The following is a 21627-nucleotide window of genomic DNA, read 5'->3' as shown; positions in this document are numbered from 1 at the left end:
TGCAAGAGGTTGGATGTATCGTCAGTCCAGCTTGCGCGATGGGGCCAGCACGGTAGCCTCGCCTGCCAGAACCTTTTTGCCATCAACAGAGCAGGCGCAGTCCATGCGAACGCGGCGTTTGGCCATGTCGATGTCGGTTACAGTGACCTCGGCCAAAACGGTTTCGTTTGGGCGCACGGGGGCGAGGAATTTCAGGCTTTGGCCCATGTAAATCGTGCCATGGCCGGGAAGTTGTTCGCCGATGACAGCCGAGATCAGGCCAGCGGTCAGCATTCCGTGTGCGATGCGGCCGCCGAACATTGATTCCTCGGCGTACTCGTCGTCCAAATGCACGGGATTGTGGTCCGTTGAAACCGCTGCAAACATCTCAATATCCTGATCGGTCACGGTCTTGCGCACATAACGAGTCATGCCGACTTCGAGGTCTTCGATAAAGATGGTTCCGCGTGGCAAGTTGTCCAACATGGGGCCTCCGAGGCTTCGATTGCGGCCCGCAATGAAGGGGCTTTGGTAATTTTAAGACCGTATTCGATCACGACTGGCAACTTTATTACTTCGCAGTCGCAGAAAATCAAGTGTTTTTTGGGTCAGCGCAGTTGACCAATGGAGAACTGCGGAGAGACATTTTCTGTTTCGATATAATTACTTAGGGCGGATGGGTCCGGTTGGTGCGTCGTTTTGGTTTCTGTGGCGGCGAGGCCGCCGGTGATGAAGAGGGAATCGATGTCTTCGCCCATTGCACCAATGATGTCGGTCTGGGGGCCGTCTCCGATGCCGAGAATGGCATGGGACGGTATCGATTTTCCTAACGCGGTCAGGCGACGGCGCGCGAGATCGTAGATCGGTGGATGAGGCTTGCCAAAGTAGAGGCTTTCGCCGCCCATTTCCGTATAGAGCCGCGCCAATGCGCCGGCGCACCATTCCCGAACTTCGCCGCGGTCGACAACGATGTCGGGATTGGCGCACAGCAGCTTCATGCCCTTGGTTTTGGCATAGAGAAAATCCGCGCGGTTCACATCGGGATCGGCCATTGGATCAAACGGGCCGCAACAGACGATGCCTTCGGCCTCGGTCAGCGCAACGCGCTGAATGTTTGTAGGGTTATCCAATATATCCAGTGGCTTAAAGAAGTCGGCGTCGCGTTCTGCTTCGCCCATGAAGTAGACTTTTTCGCCCACGGCACCCTGATACATGGCAGAGCGCGCGCTGTCGCCGGAAGTGGCGATGGTGTCATAAGCGTCGGTTGGCACACCGAAGTCCAGCATCTGTTGTGCGACGCTGGCGCGGGGGCGGGGTGAGTTGGTCACAAGCACCACAACGCCACCTTTGGCACGGTATTCTTGCAGCGCGGCGACGGCGTCTGGATAGGCCGTAATGCCGTTGTGTACGCATCCCCAAAGATCAACGAACAGGGCGTCGTAACGGTCGGAAATCTCGGAAAGGGCGGAGATGATCTGGGTCATTGGGCTGTCCTGTGCGCGGGCGTTTTGCTTGGCTGATGTATGGCAGGGGTGCGGGGGCGGTGCCAGTGGTTTTGCGCCAAAACGGCTATCGGCAACGCGTCGGTATTGCGTCGGTATCGCGGGAGTGTCGATTTCGCGAAAACGTCGATGCCGCAGCGCAGCAGGAAATCAGTCGCGGCGGCGGCGGTTCAGCACACGGCGCATTAGACCAGCGATGGTTTTGAACGGCTCAATCCTGTCATAGAATTTCAGCGCGTGAATGTCGGTGCGCGAACTGCGTTGCCCCGCGAGGTTAGGTGTCGCCAGCCGGAATTCAGTGCCGGGAACCTTGGTGCGCACCATATTGAAAGCGGCATCAAAGAACATGGAGCCCCCATCGGGGTGACCAGAGGGGCGATTGCGCACGGCAACAAGGTAGTCGTGGAACGCCTGAATGTTTTCGCGGCCCTGAATCGCCCAGAATTGCACCCCAAGCGTGCCGTCGTGCCAGTGGATCAAGCCCGTGTGGCCCGTAGGCGGCGTTTCGGGTTCCAGATAGCCGAGAAGGGCGATGGTCCAGGGGTGCTTTTGCAGATCAGAAAGAACGGCAGCGACGGCGTCCGGCGCCACGTCCAGCAGGTGCAGGTCGTCTTCGCAAATCAGCACGCGGTCGTGGCCGATTTCCAGCGCTTCGGCCAGCACGCGGGTTTGCGAGATCATGTTGCCGAGCGAGCCAAGGGAGGGGAACTCCCCTTTGTCGGTGGGCCGCGTGGCGGCAAAAAACGTGACGTGGTCGTTGGGAATTGCGACGCCGGTGCGGGCGAACTCCTGCGTGGTTTCGGCGCGGCGGTCAGCACGGTTTGGCAGGTTCACGATATAAACGTGATCGAACCAGTCAAAGAGGTCGGAGAAGCTCATTGGTGTTCCTGCCATTGCGTGTGTGGCCTTGTCGATAGAGGCACTGTGTGGCGATCAAATGTCAAGGATTGGGTGACGGAACGTCATCGGGATTAGAGCTTGCGCGACTCGGTAGTTCGTGTGCGAACTAAATTGAGGTAATTCGGATGCGAACAACATGAAGCGATCGCCCAAGATATTCTATTTGATGAACCGGGCTTATGCCGCGCTGGCGCGGGCGGCGGATCGGCGTACCAAGGCCGAGGCAGAGCTGTCGTTGGCACAGCATGGTGTGTTGTTTGCCCTGTCGATGAATGACGGGCTGACGGCGGGCCATCTGGCCAAAATGCTGTCGATGGGCAAACCCAGTGTCAGCGGGATGATTGACCGGATGGCGGAGCGCAACTTGGTGCGGCGCGAGAAAGACGCAACGGACGGACGCATGGTGCGGGTGTTTTTGCAAGCGCAGGGCGCGGCGGTAATCGCGCGCACCAATCCGGTGGTCAAAGAGATGAACGCGGCGCTGTTGGCGCCATTCTCGGACGAAGAACAAGACGTGATCGGACGGTTTCTGAAACATCTGGCGGAGAACGCCGAGGATGTTTTGGCCCAGACCGCCAAGGAGGAGAGCGAGTGATGTTGGATGGTACGGATGTTGAGGGCGTGACCTCGGAAGAGATTGTGTTTGATGCCGAAGATGGTTGGACGCTGGCGGGCAGCCTGTTTCGCGGGCGGGAGCCGAAGATGGCGATCATGATTTCGGCGGGCACAGGGTTTCCGAGGCGGTTTTATCGCCATGCGGCGGCGTGGTTTGCCGCGCAGGGCGCGGTGGTGCTGACCTATGATTTTCGCGGGATTGGTGACAGTGGTGCCGAGGATCTGGCCAACTGCGGCATTGATTACCCGCACTGGGGCCAGTTGGATATGACGGCCGCGCTTGAGCGGTTGGCGAAGGCCGCGCCGGGTTTGCCGGTGATGACGGTGGGCCATTCGATTGGCGGGCAATTTGTGGGGTTCATGAAGAACGGCGACAAAATCGCGCGCAACGCTTTTGTGTCGGTCGGCAGTGGCCATTGGGGCGTGCATCACAAGCTGCGCATTCCGTTGGAGCTGTTTTTCTGGTGGGGCTTTGGCGCGATGGAACTGGCGCGGTTCGGGTTCGTGCGCGGCGGTGGGCTGTGGGCCGGAGAGGCGCTGCCGCCCGGTGTGTTCAAGACATGGCGCCGATGGAGCGGGCGGCGGAGCTACCTTTTGCCGGATTTGGCGTCAGGGAAATATGACCACCGGTTTGACCAGCCGCAGGCGCCGATTTGTGCATGGGTGTTTCCCGATGATGGGATCGCGACGCCGACGGCGTGCAGCGACACGTTGGGGCACTATCGGCATGCCGAGAAGCATCTGGTGGTGCGCACGCCCGAAGAATTGGGTGCCAAACGCGTGGGCCACGAAGGGGCGTTCCGCAAAGGGCGCGAGGCTTTGTGGGGCGAGATTTGGGAGTGGTTTGAAAGGGGCGCTTTGCCGGACGGGGCAGTGAAGAAGTAGGGCGAGACTTTGAGACCTTGTCCGAACGACAGGGCGGGCTGCGCCAGCCCAGACAGGCGCAGCCCTTTGACCTCAACAAACGCGTTTGAGCAAAAGAAAAAGCCGGCCACGTTGCAGGGCCGGCTTTTCTTTTTGGGTCAGATCAGGCTCAGACTTTGAGGTTTGGAATGATCTGTTTTTTGCGGCTTACAACGCCGGGCAATACAATCGCGTCGCCGTCTGCAGTGACGTCAAAGGATTTTGCCGCAACCGATTTTACCAGATCGTTTGGCACCAAGAGCGTGCTTTCCTCGTTCAGGATGTCGACAACGAACAGCAGGACCTGATCGACGCCGTCCTCGGATGCAACCGTGGTCATGGTGTCCATCAGCGAGGCTTTGCGGTCGAGCACGGTGGCGGGCGATGTGGTTTCCAGAACAGAGACGCGGAATTTGGTGCCGTCGACTTCGTATTCTTTGGAGTCCATGCGCAGCAGTTCGGCGTCGGCAAAAGACGACACATCCGATTTCGCAGCGAACATTTCGGCTGCGTAGGATGGCATGTCGATCCCAAGATCAACGGCCAGTTTTTCGCACACCGCGCGGTCGTGGTCTGTGGTGGTGGGCGAGCGGAATTCCAGCGTATCAGACAAGATGCAGGTCAGCATGGTGCCTTTGATCCAGTCGGGCATGTCGATGTCACCCATCAGGTCATACATGATGGTCGCGGTGCAGGCCACGGGGCGGATCGCGATGTCGATCGGGCCTTTGGTTTTCAGGCCGCCAACCAGCGCGTGGTGGTCGATGATGGCGCGGATGTCTGCGTCGTTGATCGAGGCGGGCAGTTCAGCCGGGTTGTTGGTGTCGACGATGACAACCGGTGCACCGGCCTCAACATCGGAAATGATTGCAGGCTTGGGCAGGTCCCAGCGCTCAAGCAGCCATGCGGCTTCGGTGTTGGGCTCACCCAGAAGCTTGGCTTCGGCGGCGGTGCCATGAACTTCGTTCAGATACCAGGCCCAGATGATCGGGGAGCCGGTGGAATCGGTGTCGGGGGATTTGTGGCCAAAAACCTGCGTGGTCATGATGGGAGTCCTCAAAACAATACAAAAGGGCGGATTTGGGCGCGTTATAGGCCCGCGCAACCGCTTTGTCACGCAGGCATGCTGCGCTGCGACATTGCTGCGCTTATGCGCGGATCGATCAGCGCAGCGGCAGGCGCGACACGGTGTAGCCCGCGGTCTCAAGAAGGCGCAAAAGGCCGGCTTCGCCCGGCATGTGCAACGCGCCGACCGCGACGATTGAGGCGGTTGTGACCAGCTCTGGGATCAGCCGATCCGCCCATTGGCGGTTGCGTTTCTCAATCAGCTCGGCCTGCACCTCGGCCAGTAGGGCGGCGAGGTCGCGGGCGGTGGCATCGTCTTTGGCGCGGGCCAGCGCCATGTGGCGGCCAAGGTCCCATATCAGTTGGATTTCTTCCTGCTCATAAAGCGCGATCATTGCGGGAAACTGGGTCGTCGTGTCTTCAAACAGATCAAGTTCCAAAGACCAGATCATTTCCTTGACTTGCACGTCCAGCGGGTCGCTGGCGAGGATGGCGAGCAGGCCTTCTGTGCTGTCCAGCGAGTCCGTCGGAAGGTCAAGGTCGTGCGCCATTTGTTCGATCATGTGATCGAGACCTTTACTGCCCGCAGCAATTTCAGCCATGGCGCAGGGCGGCATGGCGAGTGTCAGGCCCAAAAACCACGGCTGGTAGCGTGCAGCCATAAAAGGCGGGATGCCGCGGCTTTGCAGTTCTGACGAAAGCGTGGCCCAATGGGCGTCCCCCAGACGGTCGATCAGGCTGTCGCCCTGCTCGATCAGAAAAACGTCGGGGTTCTCGACAAGGTGTCTCTGAAATGCAGACTGCGCGGGGGTGGTGAGTTCCAGCAGAACCTGACTGGCGGCAACGTCCATCGCAAGCAGGGTGTCGATGGTGTCGGCGTGTTTGGGGTGGGAAATGTGCAATGTTCCGACAAGCGTCGAGGTGACACCATCCTTTTCGACCTGCCAAAGCGTGCCTGTGTTGTAAGGCACTTGCGCCGCGCGGGCACGCAGGTCGGTTTGCGTGCTATTGGGCAGTTGCAAGAACGCGTCGGGGCCCTCGCAGGCCGCGTGCAGTGTGGTGGCGAAGAGCGTGAAAGCGAGAGCAGAGAGCAACGTGCGCATGAGTGGACCTTTGTCAGTTTGGCGCGAGGGTAGCAGGCAGAGGAGCGGGAGCAAGCGGGCGTTTGCAGCGGCGCGCAAAAACGCTAGGTGTGGGGCATGAGCGATCTGAAAGAAACCGCGCTTTATGCGCCCGTGAAGGCCTGGCTGGAGGCGCGTGAATTTGAGGTGAAGGCCGAGTTGGGCGCAGCGGATGTTGTGGCCTGTCGGGATGGCGAGGATCCGATTATCGTTGAGTTGAAGTTGCAGTTTTCGCTGACGTTGTTGCAACAGGCGGTGGCGCGGCAGGCGATCACGGATGCGGTTTATGTCGCGGTGCCGCGCTGGAAGGGGCGTGTGGGGTATAAAGCGTTCAAGGCCAATGTCGGGCTGTGCCGACGGCTTGGGTTGGGTGTTCTGAGTGTGCGGCTGCAGGACGGCGCCGTCGAAGTGCACGCCGATCCGGGACCGTTTCAGCCGCGCAAATCGAAGCTGCGTAAGGCGCGGTTGCTGGCGGCGTTTTCACGGCTTGAGGGCGACCCAAACGTTGGCGGCACGCGGGGCGCGCGGGTGACGGTGTACCGTCAGGACGCGATAAAATGCGCAACGTTTCTGGAAGGCAACGGGGCCAGTCGCGGACAGGATGTGGCCAAAGGCGCGGGCGTTAAGCGTGCGACGACTGTGATGCGGGACAATCATTATGGCTGGTTTGAGAAAGTTCAGACCGGCGTCTACATGCTCAGCGAAGCAGGCGTTGCGGCTTTGGCCGACAGGTCGGCGTAGCGCGGCGGAGGGTGCCGATGGGGGCCAGCCCCCAAACCCCCGGGATATTTGAGGCAAGAGGAAGATGAGGCAATGGGCACAGTTCTGGTTGTAAGCGCACATCCATCAGAAGGCAGTTTTACCAACGCGTGGGCCGAGGCCAGCGTGGCGGCGGCGCAGGCGGCAGGGCATGAGGTTTTACGCTCTGACCTCTGTGCGATGGGGTTTGATGCGGTGGAGCGCGCCGCGCATTACGGTGCGTCCAGCAGCGGTGTTTTTGATCCGCTCAAGGCGCAGGAGGCCGCCGGGCAGGCAGGAGACTTGCCGCTGGAGGTTGCTGGCGAAGTGGCCAAGGTGCAGGCGGCAGACCGGATCATCCTGCATTTCCCGATCTGGTGGTTCGCGCCGCCAGCTGTGATCAAAGGCTGGTGTGATCGGGTTTTGGTGCAGGGCGTGTTGCACTCGGTAGATCAACGGTTCGATGCCGGAATGTGTCGCGACATGTCTGTTTTGTTTTGCGTTAGCACGGGGGCCAGCGCGGCGGAGTGCGGCCAGGACGGCAAAGAAGGCGATCTGGCATTGCAGCTGTGGCCGTTGGCGCAGACGTTTCGCTATCTTGGCATGCAGGTGCTTGAACCCGTCGCAGTGCATGGGGTGCACGGCTATCACGAGGGCGCGGACGAGGCGGCTTTGCAAGCCCAACTGGGGCAGCTGATTGCGGCACAGACCGATGTGATTGCGGCGTGGGATAACCAGCCGCGCATCGCGTTTAACAGCGACGGCGACTTTGACGACGCTGGACGACTTAAGCCCGGTGCGCCGAGTTATTCAGCCTTTGTGCGGCACGCGTGACGGCCTAACGGCCGGACGTCGTGATGAAACTGTCCGCAATGTCCACAATCTGTGGCGCCAGTTTTGGCGTGATGATGTGGCCCATCCCCGCAATCCGGTGGAACGGACAATTGGGGATGGTGGCGGCGATTTCGGCGCCAAGTTCCACTGGAATAAGCGCGTCGTCTTCGCCGTGGATGACCTGACAGGGCAATGTGGCCTTGGCCAGCGCGGGGCGGCGGTCCGAAGCGTCAATGACGGCAAGGACTTGGCGGTTGATGCCGTCGGCGTCCACGCCGCGACTGTAAGCCAGTTCCGCCTCGGCGCGAATTTCGTCCTCTGTCATCGGGAAGCCCGGGCTGCCGTTGGTGGCGTGTTCTTCGATCCAGCCTGCGACGTATCTGTCTTTGCCAACAGGCCGTGACAGCAGGGCGGGCAGCATGGTCGCGGCTTGGTCGGAGCCGATCAGAGGCCGCGCGGCGGTCATGACGATGGTGGCAGAGCGCAGGCGGTCGGCGTGATCAGTCACCAGATACTGGGCGATGGCGCCGCCCATCGAGATGCCAAAGATATGCGCGGTTTTGATGTCGAGCGCATCCATCAGGCCGGTCACGTCGCGGGCCATGTCAGGCAGGGTGTAGGCGGCGGTGATCGGTTCACCCGCGGCGGCGCGGGCCAGAATGTCATCGGCGTCGCCGGGGGCGTCGGGGTGCGGGCAGCGTTGTGACAGGCCGACGTCGCGGTTGTCAAAACGAACGACATAGTAGCCGCGGGCGGCGAGGCCTTCGTAAAGCTCGGACGGCCAATGGATCATTTGCGAGCCGAGGCCACGGATCAGCACAATCGGGGGGCCATCCTTGGGGCCGTGAGTTTCGTATTCCAGTGAAATGCCGTTGGCGGTGATCTGCATTTGTCTCTCCCCGTGTTGGGCGCACAGTATCGCTTTGGCGAGGCTTGTAAATGCGGTTGCTAAAACTGTCTCTTGGTTGACGGGAAGGTGCCGGATTGCAATTGTGCGGCCCATGTTGTCACGCGCCCACAAGACCATCTTTGTGCATATTCCCAAGACCGGTGGGCAGAGCGTGGCCACGGCGTTTCTTGGCGATCTTGGCCTGAGTTGGGAGGAACGCGGCGCGTTGTTGATGCGGCACGGCGCAGCAGGACAGCCGGAACGTTTGGCGCATTTGTTTGCGCGTGAATATGTCGAGTTGGGATTTGTGTCGCAGGCTGAGTTTGACGCATTTACCAAGTTTGCAGTGATCCGGCATCCCTATGCGCGGATGGTGTCGGAATATGTCTATCGCATGGGGGCTGTTGACTGGGTCGCGCAATATGTGCCGGTACTGCAATCGCGGCGGTTTGAAGCGTTTCTGCAGCAGGATTTTGAAGATCCGTTGAGCGATTATGCCCGCCATTTTGCGCCGCAGGTGGATTATGTGATGGACGCCAGCGGCGCCTTGATGGTGGATTATTTGGTGGATCAGGCGGATCTGGTGGGAGGGATTGCGCCGATTTTTCGCGAGATATTTGGCCACGAGGTGACCTTGCCACGCCGTAACATCAAACGTGAGGCACCGGGGTTTACCGCAGAGGCGTTGACCCGGGCGCAAAAGGATTTGATCTGGGCGCGGCATCGCGATGATTTTGAAGCCTTTGGCTTTGAGCGCTGAGATTGGCGCGATCTGCAATTGTTTTGCAGGTTTTTCGGACTCAGGTCATGCCCAACAATAATTGGTAACACGGAGAGTGACATGGCGAAATCTGACCAGATACCGGTGGAACATGGCTTTGGCGCGCGGCCGGATGCGGCAGATGTTGTTGCGGCGATCGACCTGAGCGGCAAGACGGCGGTGGTGACTGGCGGCTATAGCGGCTTGGGGCTGGAAACGGTGCGCGCTTTGGCAGGGCGCGGGGCGAAGGTTGTCGTGCCGGTGCGCACGCCGGAGAAAGCCGAGGCGGCGCTAACGGGTGTTGCCGGTGATGTGATGGCTTTGCCGATGGATCTGGCGGACATCACGTCGGTCGCGCGGTTTGCCGGCGAGGTGGCGGGGGCGCTGCCCAAGCTGGATTTGTTGATCAACAATGCAGGCATCATGGCCTGTCCGATGGAGCGCGTCGGGCCGGGTTGGGAAAGCCAGTTTGGCGTGTGTCACATGGGGCATTTCGCGCTGACCCAGGCGATGATGGGTTTGCTGAGTGCAGCAGAGGCACCGCGGGTGGTATCGTTGTCGTCGACCGGTCACAAGCTGTCGCCGATACGCTGGGATGATATTCAGTATGAAACGTCCGACTATGACAAATGGCAGGCCTATGGGCAGGCCAAGACTGCCAATGCGCTGTTTGCCAACGCGCTGTCGCGGCGTTTGAAAGTGACCGACGGGTTGGCGTTCTCGGTGCATCCGGGTGGGATTTTCACGCCGCTCCAGCGGCATCTGCCAAAAGAAGAGATGATCGCGCTGGGCTGGCTTGGGGAAGATGGCGAGCCATCAGAGTTGGCCAAACAGGGGTTTAAGTCGCCTGAGCAGGGGGCGGCGACGTCCTTGTGGGCGGCGACTTCGCCACTGTTGGAAGGCAAGGCGGGGGTCTATTGCGAGGACTGCAATATTGCCGTGCCGACCGATCCCGACAGCCCGACCGCGCGGTATTTCGGGGTGGATGACCACGCCACGGATGACGAGGCGGCAGAGCGGCTTTGGGCGGTCAGTGAGGTCTTGCTGAACGCGGCTTAGGTGGTTCGCGTTTGAAATTCGGGTGCGTGGTGATAGCGTCCCCGAATGACTTTGCGAGACATTGAATATTTCTACTCAACACATTCGGCCTTTGCCTATCTCGGAGCCAAAAAGTTGGCGGAGATTTGCGAAGCGCACGATTGTCGTCTGATCCATCGTCCGTTCGCATTGTCACCTGTGGTCGAGGCCGCTGGTGGGTTGTCTTTTGCAGGACGCACGCAGGCGCATGTGGATTATTTCTTTGGCCGCGAGATTGAACGCTGGGCGGAATATCGCGGGGTGCCGGTGATCGCGCATCGCCCGACGTATCATGACAACGCGCTGCATCTGTCGAGCGGTATGTTGATTGCCGCAGAGCAGGCGGGGCTGGATGTGGATGCGCTGTCGTTTGCGATGTTGCAGGGGCATTGGCGTGATGACACTGATCTGGCGAACCCCGAGGATTTGGCACGGGTTGCAGAGACTGTGGGCGTGGATGCCGCGCCGTTGATAATGACGGCGATGACGCCGAATGTGCAGGCGGTGTTTGAGGAAAACACCCAGGAGGCGCTGGCGCGTGGAGTGTTTGGCTCACCGACCTACTTCGTGGACGGCGATATGTTTTACGGACAGGACCATCTGGAGTTGGTGGAGCGGGCTGTGGCGCAGCCGTTTGCAGTGAGCAGCTTCAAGAACCCGCCGGTGGACGGGTGACATAGAAGAGCGCTCGCAAGACGCCCCCCCCCCGATGTGTCAGGCGAAAAGATCCGGCGTGTCGGTGTCGCGGGTCAGGCTATCCTTTTGCACGTCGTTCGGTGCTCTGAGCAGAGCCTCCCGCACGGATTTTGCGAAGGTTGGTGACACGTCTTCAATGTGTGGCAACAGGGCGACAGCGGCGGTCATGTCTTTGGCAGTGAGACGCGAGATTGCCTCGTCAATATCGTCGTCGCCATAGTCCTGTCCGATCATCTCCATCAGGAAGCTCAGTGCACTGGCGTCGCGCGTGGCGCAGGGACCGCAGAGGAGGTAGGTGATCTGTGTTTCGTTTTGTGCGAGGGGCAGGGCGTTTAAGCAGGCTTCGGCAATGGCGTGTTGGTTGCCGACCCACCACTGTTCCTGTGCGGTCAGCAGCGCTTGTTGCGCGGCGTCTTCAAGGCTGGGGTCGGGGTAGTAGCGGCCGTGTTCGTAGGCGCTTTCGATGCCGTGGGCCGTGCATCTGAGGATGTGGGCGAAGAAGTTGAGGTTGATGAAATCACGCGGGGCGATCCGCCAGAGGATTGGTAGGGCAGCGAAGGTGACGGGGTAGAGCGTATCCTGATGGTGCAGCTTTTCCCAATAGAGGTCGTCGGCGAGGTCTTGGTCCCAGGCTTGGGAGAGCTGTGAGAGGATGGGGGAGATGTCTTCGCGGTCGTAGGGGCCGTATAGATTGGGCCAGATCGGATGGTTCAGAGGGATGGTCATAGTGCGCCTGATGGTTTTTGTGGGGAGAATGAAGAATTGGCGGGTTGGGTCAATGGGGGAAAGGCGTAGGTGGCGTCTTGGGATGGCCCGGAATAGGCCGCAGGCCCCGGGTCGCGCCCGACCCTCCCCACGGGAGGGCGCATTGCGTCGTTTCAACCGGTGCAAAGGGCAGTGAGCTTGGCGATGTCATTGCGTCACGGCATCTTTGGGAGCAGCGCCCACCCAGGGTCGGGCGCTCCCCTCAGCAAAAATCTTCCCTCTCGCCGTTGACTCCTCCTGAAACTGTGCCTACCTGTTTCGCCGTTAGCACTCGACAAGAGTGAGTGCTAATCGCTCCGTTGGCCAAAGAATGGCCGGGGCGATGGGAGAAACTTTGAGTGAAGGAACCTCGAAGATGGCATTTACACCGCTGCACGATCGCGTGCTTGTTCGCCGCGTTGAAAGCGATGAGAAAACCGCTGGCGGATTGATCATCCCCGAAAGCGCAAAAGAAAAACCAGCCGAAGGCGAAATCGTATCCGTAGGCGCTGGCCTGCGTGACGATGCCGGCAAGCGCGTCGATCTCGACGTCAAAGCAGGCGACAAAGTCCTGTTCGGCAAATGGTCCGGCACCGAAGTCACCGTTGACGGTGAAGAGCTGCTGATCATGAAAGAATCCGACATCATGGGCATCATCGCCTGATCGTCTGACGACAAAAATTCCAATTAGGAGCAAACAAAATGGCAAAAGACGTCAAGTTTGATACCGATGCCCGCAACGCAATGCTGCGCGGCGTGAACGTTCTGGCCGATGCGGTCAAAGTGACCCTCGGCCCCAAAGGCCGTAACGTGGTTCTGGACAAATCGTTCGGCGCACCACGCATCACCAAAGACGGTGTATCTGTCGCCAAAGAGATCGAGCTGGAAGACAAGTTCGAGAACATGGGCGCACAGATGGTGAAGGAAGTTGCTTCCCGCACCAACGACGAAGCAGGCGACGGCACAACAACCGCGACTGTTCTGGCACAAGCCATCGTCAAAGAAGGCCTCAAGCAGGTTGCTGCTGGTCTGAACCCAATGGATCTGAAGCGCGGCATCGACCTCGCGACTGCCAAAGTGGTTGAAGGCATTGTTGCATCGGCTCCCGAAGTCAAAGACAGCGACGAAGTTGCGCAGGTTGGCACCATCTCCGCCAACGGCGAAGAAGCCATCGGCCAGCAGATCGCAGACGCGATGCAGAAAGTTGGCAACGAAGGCGTTATCACTGTTGAAGAGAACAAAGGTCTGGAAACAGAAACCGATGTTGTTGAAGGCATGCAGTTCGACCGCGGCTACCTGTCGCCGTACTTTGTGACCAACGCTGACAAGATGATCGCCGATCTGGACGATTGCATGGTTCTGTTGCACGAGAAGAAGCTTTCTTCGCTGCAATCCATGGTTCCGCTGCTTGAGCAAGTTATCCAGTCCCAGAAGCCTCTGTTGATCATTGCAGAAGATGTCGAAGGCGAAGCCCTGGCAACTTTGGTTGTGAACAAACTGCGCGGCGGCCTGAAAATTGCTGCTGTTAAGGCACCTGGTTTCGGCGATCGCCGCAAAGCCATGCTGCAGGACATCGCGATCCTCACCGGCGGTCAGGTTATCTCCGAAGATCTGGGCATGAAGCTTGAGTCCGTGACTATGGACATGCTGGGCACAGCCAAGAAAATCGAAATCACCAAAGACGAAACAACCATCGTTGACGGTGCTGGCGAGAAAGCCGAGATCGAAGCACGTGTTGCCCAGATCCGCACGCAGATCGAAGACACGTCTTCCGACTACGACCGTGAGAAGCTGCAAGAGCGCGTTGCCAAACTGGCAGGCGGTGTTGCTGTTATCCGTGTTGGCGGCATGACCGAAGTCGAAGTGAAAGAGCGCAAAGATCGTGTTGACGATGCTCTGAATGCGACCCGCGCTGCTGTGCAAGAAGGCGTGATCGTTGGTGGTGGTGTTGCTCTGGTTCAGGCCGGCAAAGCATTGGCTGATCTGAAAGGCGCAAACGCTGATCAGGACGCTGGTATCGTGATCGTGCGCAAAGCCATCGAATCGCCTTTGCGTCAGATCGCTGAGAACGCCGGTGTTGACGGTGCGGTTGTTGCGGGCAAAGTCCGTGAATCCGATGACCTGACATTTGGCTTCAACGCTCAGACCGAAGAATATGGCGACATGTTCGCATTCGGCGTGATCGATCCGGCCAAAGTGGCACGTACAGCTCTGGAAGATGCAGCCTCCATCGCGGGTCTGTTGATCACCACCGAAGCTATGGTTGCCGACAAGCCTGCCAAAGACGGCGGCGCTGCAGGCGGCATGCCTGACATGGGCGGCATGGGCGGCATGGGCGGCATGATGTAATCACAACTCCCGTCAGGGATTGTGATGCGTCAGGCGATAGGCCCGTTAGGGCCAATGTCACAAAAGCCTAAGCCAGAATGATAGAGGGCCGCCTTCGGGCGGCCCTTTTTGTTAATTCCATGGGTGGTGAGGGCCGAGCCAGAAACCCTTAGGTTGACACCTGCGCCGCGCGGGGCCTTATGTGAAGCCAACACAGAAAGGCCCCTGTTATGGTGCGCGACTACTCACAGTTTATGTCCGGCGCAGATTCGTCAAAGGCAGAAAAACCGGCATTAAGCGGGTTGCAACTGTTGGGTTGGCAGGCATTTTTTGCATCGCAAGTGGACGCGGATGCGTTGACCGAAACCCCGCCTGTGCGCGTAACCGAAGTGCACAAGTCCGGCGCCAATGTGAAAGGTGACGGCTTTGACGGGCTGATCCCGCCGGGGCTGGAGCTTGCCGTGGGCGACTGGCTGCTGTTTGACGAGGCGCTGCCGACGCACAGCGTTTTGTTGGAGCGCAAAAGCCTGTTCAAGCGCCGTGCGGCGGGGCATGCGAAACACTATCAGCTGATCGCGGCCAATGTGGACACAGTGTTTGTGGTGACCTCGTGTAATGCGGATTTTAATGTCGCACGTCTTGAACGCTTCATTGCGTTGGCGTTTGAAAGTGAGGTCGCGCCAGTGATCGTGCTGACCAAAGCCGATTTATGCGACGACACGCAGCCCTTTATCGACGAGGCGCAGGCGATTTCAGATCGGGTGCCGGTAATTGCTCTCGATGCCAAAGAGGGCGACGTGGCGGGCGCGCTGGCCGAGTGGAGCGCGCCGGGGCAAACGATTGCTTTTCTGGGTACATCGGGCGTCGGCAAATCGACCTTGGTCAACGCGCTGTTTGGTCAGGAAAAGGCGGCCACCAAAGACATCCGCGAAGACGATGCGCGGGGACGTCACACCACAACCGCGCGGCAGTTGCATTTCACCGAAGACGGGCTGGGTGTGTTGGACACGCCGGGCATGCGCGAGTTGCAGTTGGCGGATGCCGAGGCCGGTATTGCCGATCTGTTTTCAGACGTTGTCGAGTTGGCGGCAGAGTGCAAGTTCAACGATTGCGCCCATGAGACCGAGCCGGGCTGCAAGATCCGCGCGGCGATTGACGCCGGCACGTTGGACGCGGCGCGGCTGGAACGGTGGCGCAAGTTGGCTGCCGAAGAGCGCCACAACACAGCAACTCTGGCCGAGCGCCGCGCACAGCAAAAAGATTTTGGCAAGATGATCAAAACCGTGACCAAGGTCCACAAAGGTCGCAAAGGGCGGCGTTAAGTCGGAGTGTTGCCGGTGATCGCCGAATTGTGAGGGATCAGGCCGCTTGTCAGTCGGGGCGCCGCGTGCCACCAACTGTGCCATGAAATTACTGCTTTTAACCGCTTTGACGATGGTTGCGTTTGCGGCCAATTCCGTTTTGAACCGTGCTGGCGTCGCTGGCCAAGGCATGGACCCGCTGGCGTTCGGTGTGATCCGGTTGGCGTCCGGCGCAGCAGCTTTGGCGGCGATTGTGCTCTGGCAAAGACGAGGATTCGCGCTTGGCGGCGTTGGCCGTGGGGTCGCTGTTGTGGCTTTGCTGGCCTACATATTCGGATTTTCAGTGGCGTATCGGGGCCTAGACGCGGGGCTTGGCGCGCTGTTGTTGTTTGGGGTGGTGCAGGTGACAATGTTTGGCGGCGCGCTGTTTGCGCGCGAAGAGATACCGACAACGCGTTGGGTTGGCGCGGCGGTGGCATTGGCGGGTCTGATTATGCTGTTGTGGCCGTCCGGGTCAGTGAGAGTGCCGGTCGGCGCGGCGTTGGCGATGGGTATCGCGGGCTTAGGCTGGGGCGTTTACTCGTTGCAAGGACGGCGGGAGAGCGACGCGACACAGGCGACCGCGATGAACTTTATCCTCGCGGCCCCGCTGGCTTTGATGGTCTGGCTGGCGCAGGGTGCGGGTGGCGAGTTTGCTGTGGCCGGTGTGGCCCTGGCGGTGGTGTCGGGCGTGATCACATCAGGATTGGGCTATGCTTTGTGGTATGCGATTTTGCCAAACTTGGGCGCGGCGCGGGCCGGAGTGGCGCAATTGAGTGTGCCGGTGATCGCCATGGCCGGTGGCATGATCTTTTTGGCTGAGCCAGTAACCTGGCGGTTTGTGGGGTCGGCTTCGCTGGTGATTGCCGGGGTTCTGATTTCAATGCGGCGGGTTTAGCGGTCGGGCCTGATCAGCAATTCCAACGGGTCATAGAGCAGCGTGTCCCCCCAAGCCGCGTCGGGCAAGCTGTCGGGTTTGAAAGCAAGCGTTGCCATTTCCGCGCGCGAGAAAAAGCGGCGTTCCGTGACGATGCCTTCGGGGTCGCGCCAAGTGTCTGAGAGCGTGCCCACAAGGATGGTGCAGCGGAAATATATATCCACCTGATGGAACCCCAGGTCGGGGTCGTGAAATTCGTTGATCAGGCAGGGCGCGCCGACGTCCACAGTTAGCCCTGTTTCCTCATGCACTTCGCGGATCAGCGTGTCTGGCAGGCTATTGTGTTTCTCCACTCCGCCGCCGGGGGCGCACCAGAGGTCGCTTTGCGCGGCCGGATACGCGTTCACCAGTAGCAGTTTCTCATCATGCAGGATCAGCGCGCGAGCGGCGAGGCGGGGGGATGACATGGCGGGCTTTCGCAAAGAGGCGTTTATTTCCCTTTTGTAATCGCGTTGCATTGCCTATCTCAAGCACATGACACGTTTGGCACTTATACTGACCTTGGGGTTTGGCCTGTTGGCGGGGACCGGCGCGGCGCGCGCGGAATGCGTTGTGCTGTTGCATGGGCTGGCGCGCACCGACAACAGTTTTGTTGTGATGCAGCTCGCGTTGGAGCGGTTGGGGTTTACCGTGGTGCGGCAAAGCTACCCCTCGACCGAGGACGTGATCGGCTCATTGGCGCAGCAAGCTTTGCCAGAGGCCGTGGCGCAATGCGGCGACAAGGGGCTCAACATTGTGTCGCATTCCATGGGGGGCATTCTGACCCGCGTATGGTTGGCACAAAATAAACCTGAAAACCTGCACCGTGTTGTGATGCTGGCGCCGCCAAACCAGGGGTCCGAGCTCGTCGATGAGATGCGCAGCCTTGAGACATTTCGCATTTTGAATGGTCCGGCGGGAATGCAGTTGGCCACCGACGGCCTGCCTGCGCAATTGCCAGCGGTGAATTTCGAACTGGGTGTGATTGCGGGGGATCGATCGATCAACCCGTTGTTTTCCGCGCTGATTGAAGGGCCGGACGACGGCAAAGTCAGCGTTGAAAGCACCAAGGTTGACGGTATGGCGGATCACATCGTTTTGCCGGTCACGCATACTTTTATGATGAACAACCCGATGGTTATCACGCAGGTGCGCCATTTTCTCGTGGGCGGGGCGTTTGATCACGACCTGAAATGGGGCGACGCGGAGCAAACCTTGCGGGAATTGGAAGTGTTCATGGAAGGCCAGTGTACCAACGGCGTGTGCCTTGATGTGCCGGAGGGGAACGACACGTGGGAGGACTTTTGGAACCGTTTCTGGACTGGTGACAAAAGCAGCGAAGAAGATGAGTGACCTACCGCCAATAGGAGCAGAGGGGCTTTGGCCTCATGGATTTCACGACCGGCGGTATGACATTTGTGCGGAGCCGTCTGAGTTTTATGGCGGCTGAGCGGTTCATGGTGGGAGCGGAGAATTGAAGCAAGATCCTGAGAGTTTTTTGCGCGACTTGTTTGCGCGTGCGGTGGCTGTTGCGGACCCAATGGCGGCTTTGCCCGCTGTGTTGTCGGCCAAACCCGAGGGGCGGGTTGTTGTCGTGGGCGCCGGTAAGGCCAGCGCGCGTATGGCGGAGGCCTTGGAAAGCGCTTGGGGCCCGTGTGAGGGGCTGGTGATCACGCGCTATGGCTATGAGCGGCCTTGCGCGGGTATCCGCATTGCCTCGGCGGCGCATCCGGTGCCGGATGCGGCTGGCGAGGAGGCAACGCTGGAGATGTTGGATCTGGTGCGTGGGCTGGGGTCGGATGACACGGTGATCTGCCTGATTTCAGGTGGGGCGTCGTCTCTGCTGACAGCGCCGGTGCCGGGGGTGACGCTGGACGAACTCAAGCAGGTGAACGCTGATTTGCTGGCGTCGGGTGCGCCGATTTCGGCGATGAACGCGTTGCGCAAACATCTGTGTCAGGCCAAAGGCGGGCAGTTGGCGGCGGCGGCCTATCCGGCCAAAGTCGTGAGCTATTTGATTTCTGATGTGCCCGGCGATGATCCGGGCATGATCGGATCTGGCCCCACGGTGGCGGAGCCGGAAACACTGGACGCGGCTTTGACCGCGCTGGCAGCGTTTGACGTGACATTGCCGCCTCATGTGGAGGCGGCGGCGCGGGCGCATGGTGGTGGTGTGACGCCGCAGGACGCCCGTTTGTCCACCACGCAGAACATTTTGTTTGCCTCGCCTCGCCAGTCCTTGGCGGCGGCACAAGAGGTGGCCGAGGCCGCGGGCGTGCCGGTCGAAATCCTTGGCGATGCGTTGGAGGGCGAAGCGCGGGACGTGGCACAGCTGCAGGCCTCGTTGGCGATTGCCAAGATGCAGGCCGCAAAAGGCCCGCTGGTGATTTTGTCGGGCGGCGAGTTGACCGTGACGCGGCGCGGCGACGGTGTTGGCGGCCCAAACGCCGAGTTCGCGTTGGCGCTGGCGGTTGCGCTAGAAGGCGCCAAAGGGATCTATGCGCTGGCCTGTGACACGGACGGCGTTGATGGTGCCGCCGAGGTGGCCGGCGCGGTGGTGGGGCCTGCGACGTTGGCAATTGCACAGGCGAAAGGCGTGGATGCGGAGCAGGCGCTCGCGAACAATGATGCGCACAGCTTTTTCGAGAAAATCGATGCGCAGGTGGTGACCGGACCGACGCTCACAAATGTGAACGATTTTCGCGCCTTATTGGTGTTGTAAGGCAGAGGCAAAGGTCAGGCGGATTTCGGCGATACCCGGTTCACATGTCCCATCTTGCGGCCCGGTTTGGTGTCGGCCTTGCCATAAAGATGCACGGCAGCGGCAGGTTCCGCGAGCAGATCCGGCAGGCGGTCCATGTCGTCGCCGATCAGGTTTTCCATGACAACGTTGTTCACCCGTTGGCCATCGCCCAAAGGCAGGCCTGCGACAGCGCGAATGTGTTGCTCAAACTGGTCGATGGTGCAGCCGTTCTGGGTCCAGTGGCCTGAATTGTGCACGCGCGGGGCGATTTCATTCACGATCAAGCCCTGTGGCGTCACGAAAAGCTCGACGCCCATCACGCCCACATAGTTCAGCGCATTCAGGATCTTACCTGCGAGCAGAACAGCATCCATGCGCTGGCTGCCAGACATGCGAGCAGGCACGGTTGTGGTGGCAAGGATGCCGTCTTTGTGCACATTTTCGCCGGGGTCAAAGCAGGAGACCTGCCCGTCAACCGACCGGGCGGCAATCACGGAAATTTCGTGAGAGAAGTCGACGAAGCCTTCGAGCAGGGCGGGGGCGCCAGCCATATCGGTGAGCGCTTGCGCCGCGTCGTCAGCAGATTTGAGGCGGGCCTGACCTTTGCCGTCATAGCCAAAACGGCGGGTTTTCAGGATCGCGGGGGCGCCGACCTGAGACACGGCAGCGGTCATGCTGGCCGCGTCATCCACGGTGGCAAAAGGTGCCGTCGTCAGACCCAAATCGCGCAGAAATGTCTTTTCCGTCAGGCGGTCCTGAGACACCCGCAACGCGTCGCGGTTGGGGTGGATCGGACGCAGGGCTTCGAGGATGTCGAGCGCCTCTGTCGGGATGTTTTCGAATTCGTAGGTAATAACGTCGACGGTCCCGGCAAAAGCGCGCAGAGCGTCGGCGTTGTCATAACCTGCGGTGGTGACCTGATCGGCCACCCGACCGGCGGGCGGGTTGGCGCCGGGTTCAAAGATGTGGGTTTTGTAGCCCAGACGGGAGGCGGCCACAGAGAGCATGCGGCCAAGCTGGCCGCCGCCGAGGATGCCGATGGTGGCGTTGGGCGCAAGTGGTTTAGTCATCTTGGGGCTCATCAGGAATAGAGGCGGACAGTGCATCGCGCCACGCATCCAAGCGGGCAGCAAGATCGGTATCTTGCAACGCAAGGATGCCCGCAGCCATGAGGCCTGCGTTGGCGGCTCCGGCGGCACCGATGGCCATGGTGGCAACCGGGAAGCCTTTGGGCATCTGCACGATGGAATAGAGGCTGTCGACACCTGAAAGAGCGCGGGTCTGCACGGGCACGCCGATCACCGGCACACGGGTTTTGGAGGCCATCATGCCGGGCAGGTGGGCCGCGCCACCGGCGCCCGCGATGATGACTTGCAGGCCGCGACCGGCGGCCTCTTTGCCGTAGGTCCAAAGGCGGTCAGGCGTGCGGTGTGCGGAGACGATTTTCTTCTCGTAGGTGATGCCAAGCTCATCGAGGAGGATGGCGGCCTCTTTCATAGTGGGCCAGTCCGATTGGCTGCCCATGATGATGCCGACCTGTGGTGTGTCCGTCATGTCCGGTTCCCGCGTGTGAAATCCCAAGAATTATGGGCGGTTTATATCGGGTTTGGCGGGTTCTGCAATGCGGCGGCCGCGTCAGGCGATAATGTCTGGCGTCAGGCGGTCTTCGATGCGTGAAATGATGTCTTTCAGACGCAGTTTTTGCTTTTTAAAACGCTGGATTGTCAGCTGGTCGCCTGTGCCGCGATCAACCAGCGCGTGGATGGCGTTATCCAGATCGCGGTGTTCTTGCTTGAAGACTTCAAGCTCAACCCGCAGCACGTCATCGGTTTTCATCGACAGATCGCCGGAGTCGCTCATCCTGGGCATCCTTGTTCTTGATTTGGTACAAACATAGTCGCTCGCGCGCCATGTGCAAAGCGCCAGAAGCGCGCGGGTGGCATTTGTATGCCGAGTGCCGCTGGGTCTTGCTTTGCATGGTGCGCAGCCCCATATTATTCACTGCGCCGGTTGCCAGAAAGGGATGGGCGCGTGACTGTCGCTTTGCACAAGGACGTGTCGATGAGCAAACATACTTTGGGGGCTTACCCCCACATGCTGGGGTTTGAACAACTCGAGCGGCTTTTGGAACGCACCGCCAAGACGGGCAACGAAGGCTATCCTCCGTTCAATATCGAACAGACATCGGATTTTTCGTATCGCATCACGCTGGCGGTGGCCGGTTTTGCCGAAGACGATCTGAGCATCACGGTTGAAGATCGACAGTTGGTGATCCGAGGTCGGCAAAGCGATGACAGCGAGGGGCGTGTTTTCCTGCACCGCGGTATCGCGGCACGTCAGTTTCAACGCAGTTTTGTGTTGGCGGACGGTGTCGATGTGGGTGAAGCGGCAATTGAAAACGGCCTGTTGCATGTCGATCTGACGCGGGCCAAGCCCGAGACAGTGGTGCAAACAATCCAGATAAAGAAGGGGTAGAG

Annotated in this window: 25 protein-coding genes; 14 read left to right on the top strand and 11 right to left on the bottom strand. The window is 59.8% G+C overall.

Going from position 1 to position 21627, the window contains the following annotated elements; translation table 11 throughout:
- Positions 1 to 21: 21 nt before the first annotated feature.
- From SHIM_RS14160 to SHIM_RS14150, 3 genes are all read right to left on the bottom strand, one after another.
- Entirely contained in the window at positions 22 to 465 is a 444-nt protein-coding gene (locus SHIM_RS14160) for a MaoC family dehydratase (protein WP_054003330.1), read from the bottom strand.
- Between the two features lie 122 nt (positions 466 to 587).
- The gene (locus SHIM_RS14155) at positions 588 to 1463 is read right to left on the bottom strand and encodes a TIGR01459 family HAD-type hydrolase (RefSeq protein ID WP_054003329.1); all 876 of its coding nucleotides are present in this window, start codon (positions 1461 to 1463) and stop codon (positions 588 to 590) included.
- A 168-nt stretch (positions 1464 to 1631) separates the two neighbouring features.
- A complete protein-coding gene (locus SHIM_RS14150) occupies positions 1632 to 2360 on the bottom strand; it encodes a hypothetical protein (protein ID WP_054003328.1) in 729 nt (242 codons plus the stop codon).
- Between the two features lie 157 nt (positions 2361 to 2517).
- Here SHIM_RS14150 and SHIM_RS14145 point away from each other — a divergent pair, with 157 nt between their 5' ends.
- Both SHIM_RS14145 and SHIM_RS14140 read left to right on the top strand, forming a co-directional pair.
- Positions 2518 to 2976 (top strand): MarR family winged helix-turn-helix transcriptional regulator, encoded by a 459-nt coding sequence (locus SHIM_RS14145; RefSeq protein WP_054003327.1) that lies wholly within the window; start codon positions 2518 to 2520, stop codon positions 2974 to 2976.
- Positions 2976 to 3881 (top strand): alpha/beta hydrolase family protein, encoded by a 906-nt coding sequence (locus tag SHIM_RS14140; RefSeq protein WP_054003326.1) that lies wholly within the window; start codon positions 2976 to 2978, stop codon positions 3879 to 3881. Before SHIM_RS14145 ends, SHIM_RS14140 begins: the two co-directional genes overlap by 1 nt.
- A 148-nt stretch (positions 3882 to 4029) precedes the next feature.
- On the opposite strand, the gene SHIM_RS14135 is transcribed toward SHIM_RS14140, so the two are convergent.
- Positions 4030 to 4944, bottom strand: coding sequence for a manganese-dependent inorganic pyrophosphatase (locus SHIM_RS14135; protein WP_054003325.1), 915 nt, complete (start codon positions 4942 to 4944; stop codon positions 4030 to 4032).
- 118 nt (positions 4945 to 5062) lie between these two features.
- A complete protein-coding gene (locus SHIM_RS14130) occupies positions 5063 to 6067 on the bottom strand; it encodes a TraB/GumN family protein (RefSeq protein WP_054003324.1) in 1005 nt (334 codons plus the stop codon).
- A gap of 96 nt (positions 6068 to 6163) precedes the next feature.
- Here SHIM_RS14130 and SHIM_RS14125 point away from each other — a divergent pair, with 96 nt between their 5' ends.
- Positions 6164 to 6826 carry a DUF2161 domain-containing phosphodiesterase gene (locus SHIM_RS14125; protein WP_054003323.1) on the top strand — a complete coding sequence of 221 codons (663 nt, stop codon included), beginning with the start codon at positions 6164 to 6166 and terminating at the stop codon, positions 6824 to 6826.
- A 72-nt stretch (positions 6827 to 6898) separates the two neighbouring features.
- Positions 6899 to 7657: an NAD(P)H-dependent oxidoreductase gene (locus SHIM_RS14120; RefSeq protein WP_054003322.1), complete on the top strand. Its 759-nt coding sequence runs from the start codon at positions 6899 to 6901 to the stop codon at positions 7655 to 7657.
- A 4-nt stretch (positions 7658 to 7661) separates the two neighbouring features.
- Here the strand turns inward: SHIM_RS14120 and SHIM_RS14115 are convergent, their stop codons facing one another.
- Positions 7662 to 8546 carry an alpha/beta fold hydrolase gene (locus SHIM_RS14115; RefSeq protein ID WP_054003321.1) on the bottom strand — a complete coding sequence of 295 codons (885 nt, stop codon included), beginning with the start codon at positions 8544 to 8546 and terminating at the stop codon, positions 7662 to 7664.
- 112 nt (positions 8547 to 8658) lie between these two features.
- On the opposite strand from SHIM_RS14115, the gene SHIM_RS14110 reads away from it, so the two are divergent.
- The 3 genes from SHIM_RS14110 (at position 8659) to SHIM_RS14100 (ending at position 11058) form a co-directional block, all read left to right on the top strand.
- Positions 8659 to 9306: a sulfotransferase family 2 domain-containing protein gene (locus SHIM_RS14110; RefSeq protein WP_054003320.1), complete on the top strand. Its 648-nt coding sequence runs from the start codon at positions 8659 to 8661 to the stop codon at positions 9304 to 9306.
- Positions 9307 to 9387: 81 nt separating this feature from the next.
- Positions 9388 to 10365: an oxidoreductase gene (locus SHIM_RS14105; RefSeq protein ID WP_054003319.1), complete on the top strand. Its 978-nt coding sequence runs from the start codon at positions 9388 to 9390 to the stop codon at positions 10363 to 10365.
- 45 nt (positions 10366 to 10410) lie between these two features.
- Entirely contained in the window at positions 10411 to 11058 is a 648-nt protein-coding gene (locus SHIM_RS14100) for a 2-hydroxychromene-2-carboxylate isomerase (RefSeq protein ID WP_054003318.1), read from the top strand.
- 39 nt (positions 11059 to 11097) lie between these two features.
- Here SHIM_RS14100 and SHIM_RS14095 read toward each other — a convergent pair whose 3' ends face one another.
- Entirely contained in the window at positions 11098 to 11805 is a 708-nt protein-coding gene (locus SHIM_RS14095; protein ID WP_054003317.1) for a hypothetical protein, read from the bottom strand.
- A 394-nt stretch (positions 11806 to 12199) separates the two neighbouring features.
- Between SHIM_RS14095 and SHIM_RS14090 the strand changes: the two genes are divergently transcribed.
- The 4 genes from SHIM_RS14090 (at position 12200) to SHIM_RS14075 (ending at position 16389) form a co-directional block, all read left to right on the top strand.
- Positions 12200 to 12487 (top strand): co-chaperone GroES, encoded by a 288-nt coding sequence (locus SHIM_RS14090; RefSeq protein ID WP_054003316.1) that lies wholly within the window; start codon positions 12200 to 12202, stop codon positions 12485 to 12487.
- A gap of 38 nt (positions 12488 to 12525) precedes the next feature.
- The gene (gene groL / locus SHIM_RS14085; RefSeq protein WP_054003315.1) at positions 12526 to 14172 is read left to right on the top strand and encodes a chaperonin GroEL; all 1647 of its coding nucleotides are present in this window, start codon (positions 12526 to 12528) and stop codon (positions 14170 to 14172) included.
- 209 nt (positions 14173 to 14381) lie between these two features.
- On the top strand, positions 14382 to 15473 hold the full coding sequence (gene rsgA / locus SHIM_RS14080) for a ribosome small subunit-dependent GTPase A (RefSeq protein ID WP_054003314.1): 1092 nt from the start codon (positions 14382 to 14384) through the stop codon (positions 15471 to 15473).
- Between the two features lie 82 nt (positions 15474 to 15555).
- Complete coding sequence (locus tag SHIM_RS14075) at positions 15556 to 16389, top strand: DMT family transporter (RefSeq protein WP_054003313.1); 834 nt, start codon at positions 15556 to 15558, stop codon at positions 16387 to 16389.
- On the opposite strand, the gene SHIM_RS14070 is transcribed toward SHIM_RS14075, so the two are convergent.
- Positions 16386 to 16835, bottom strand: coding sequence for an NUDIX domain-containing protein (locus SHIM_RS14070; protein WP_054003408.1), 450 nt, complete (start codon positions 16833 to 16835; stop codon positions 16386 to 16388). The two genes, SHIM_RS14075 and SHIM_RS14070, sit on opposite strands and share 4 nt — an antisense overlap.
- A 67-nt stretch (positions 16836 to 16902) precedes the next feature.
- Between SHIM_RS14070 and SHIM_RS14065 the strand changes: the two genes are divergently transcribed.
- Together SHIM_RS14065 and SHIM_RS14060 are read left to right on the top strand one after the other, a co-directional pair.
- Positions 16903 to 17760 (top strand): esterase/lipase family protein, encoded by an 858-nt coding sequence (locus tag SHIM_RS14065; RefSeq protein ID WP_241488875.1) that lies wholly within the window; start codon positions 16903 to 16905, stop codon positions 17758 to 17760.
- A 121-nt stretch (positions 17761 to 17881) separates the two neighbouring features.
- Positions 17882 to 19129 carry a glycerate kinase type-2 family protein gene (locus SHIM_RS14060; RefSeq protein ID WP_054003312.1) on the top strand — a complete coding sequence of 416 codons (1248 nt, stop codon included), beginning with the start codon at positions 17882 to 17884 and terminating at the stop codon, positions 19127 to 19129.
- A 14-nt stretch (positions 19130 to 19143) separates the two neighbouring features.
- On the opposite strand, the gene SHIM_RS14055 is transcribed toward SHIM_RS14060, so the two are convergent.
- From SHIM_RS14055 to SHIM_RS14045, 3 genes are all read right to left on the bottom strand, one after another.
- A complete protein-coding gene (locus SHIM_RS14055) occupies positions 19144 to 20220 on the bottom strand; it encodes a 5-(carboxyamino)imidazole ribonucleotide synthase (RefSeq protein WP_152926557.1) in 1077 nt (358 codons plus the stop codon).
- Complete coding sequence (gene purE, locus SHIM_RS14050; protein ID WP_054003310.1) at positions 20213 to 20704, bottom strand: 5-(carboxyamino)imidazole ribonucleotide mutase; 492 nt, start codon at positions 20702 to 20704, stop codon at positions 20213 to 20215. Before purE ends, SHIM_RS14055 begins: the two co-directional genes overlap by 8 nt.
- 81 nt (positions 20705 to 20785) lie before the next feature.
- Positions 20786 to 21010, bottom strand: coding sequence for a YdcH family protein (locus SHIM_RS14045; protein ID WP_054003309.1), 225 nt, complete (start codon positions 21008 to 21010; stop codon positions 20786 to 20788).
- A gap of 201 nt (positions 21011 to 21211) precedes the next feature.
- Between SHIM_RS14045 and SHIM_RS14040 the strand changes: the two genes are divergently transcribed.
- Positions 21212 to 21625, top strand: coding sequence for an Hsp20 family protein (locus SHIM_RS14040; protein ID WP_054003308.1), 414 nt, complete (start codon positions 21212 to 21214; stop codon positions 21623 to 21625).
- Positions 21626 to 21627: the final 2 nt, after the last annotated feature.

The organism is Shimia sp. SK013, assembly GCF_001292625.1.
Taxonomy (GTDB): domain Bacteria; phylum Pseudomonadota; class Alphaproteobacteria; order Rhodobacterales; family Rhodobacteraceae; genus Shimia.
The sequence above is the reverse complement of the archived record's forward strand: the minus strand, read 5'-3'. Positions and strand labels throughout refer to the sequence as shown.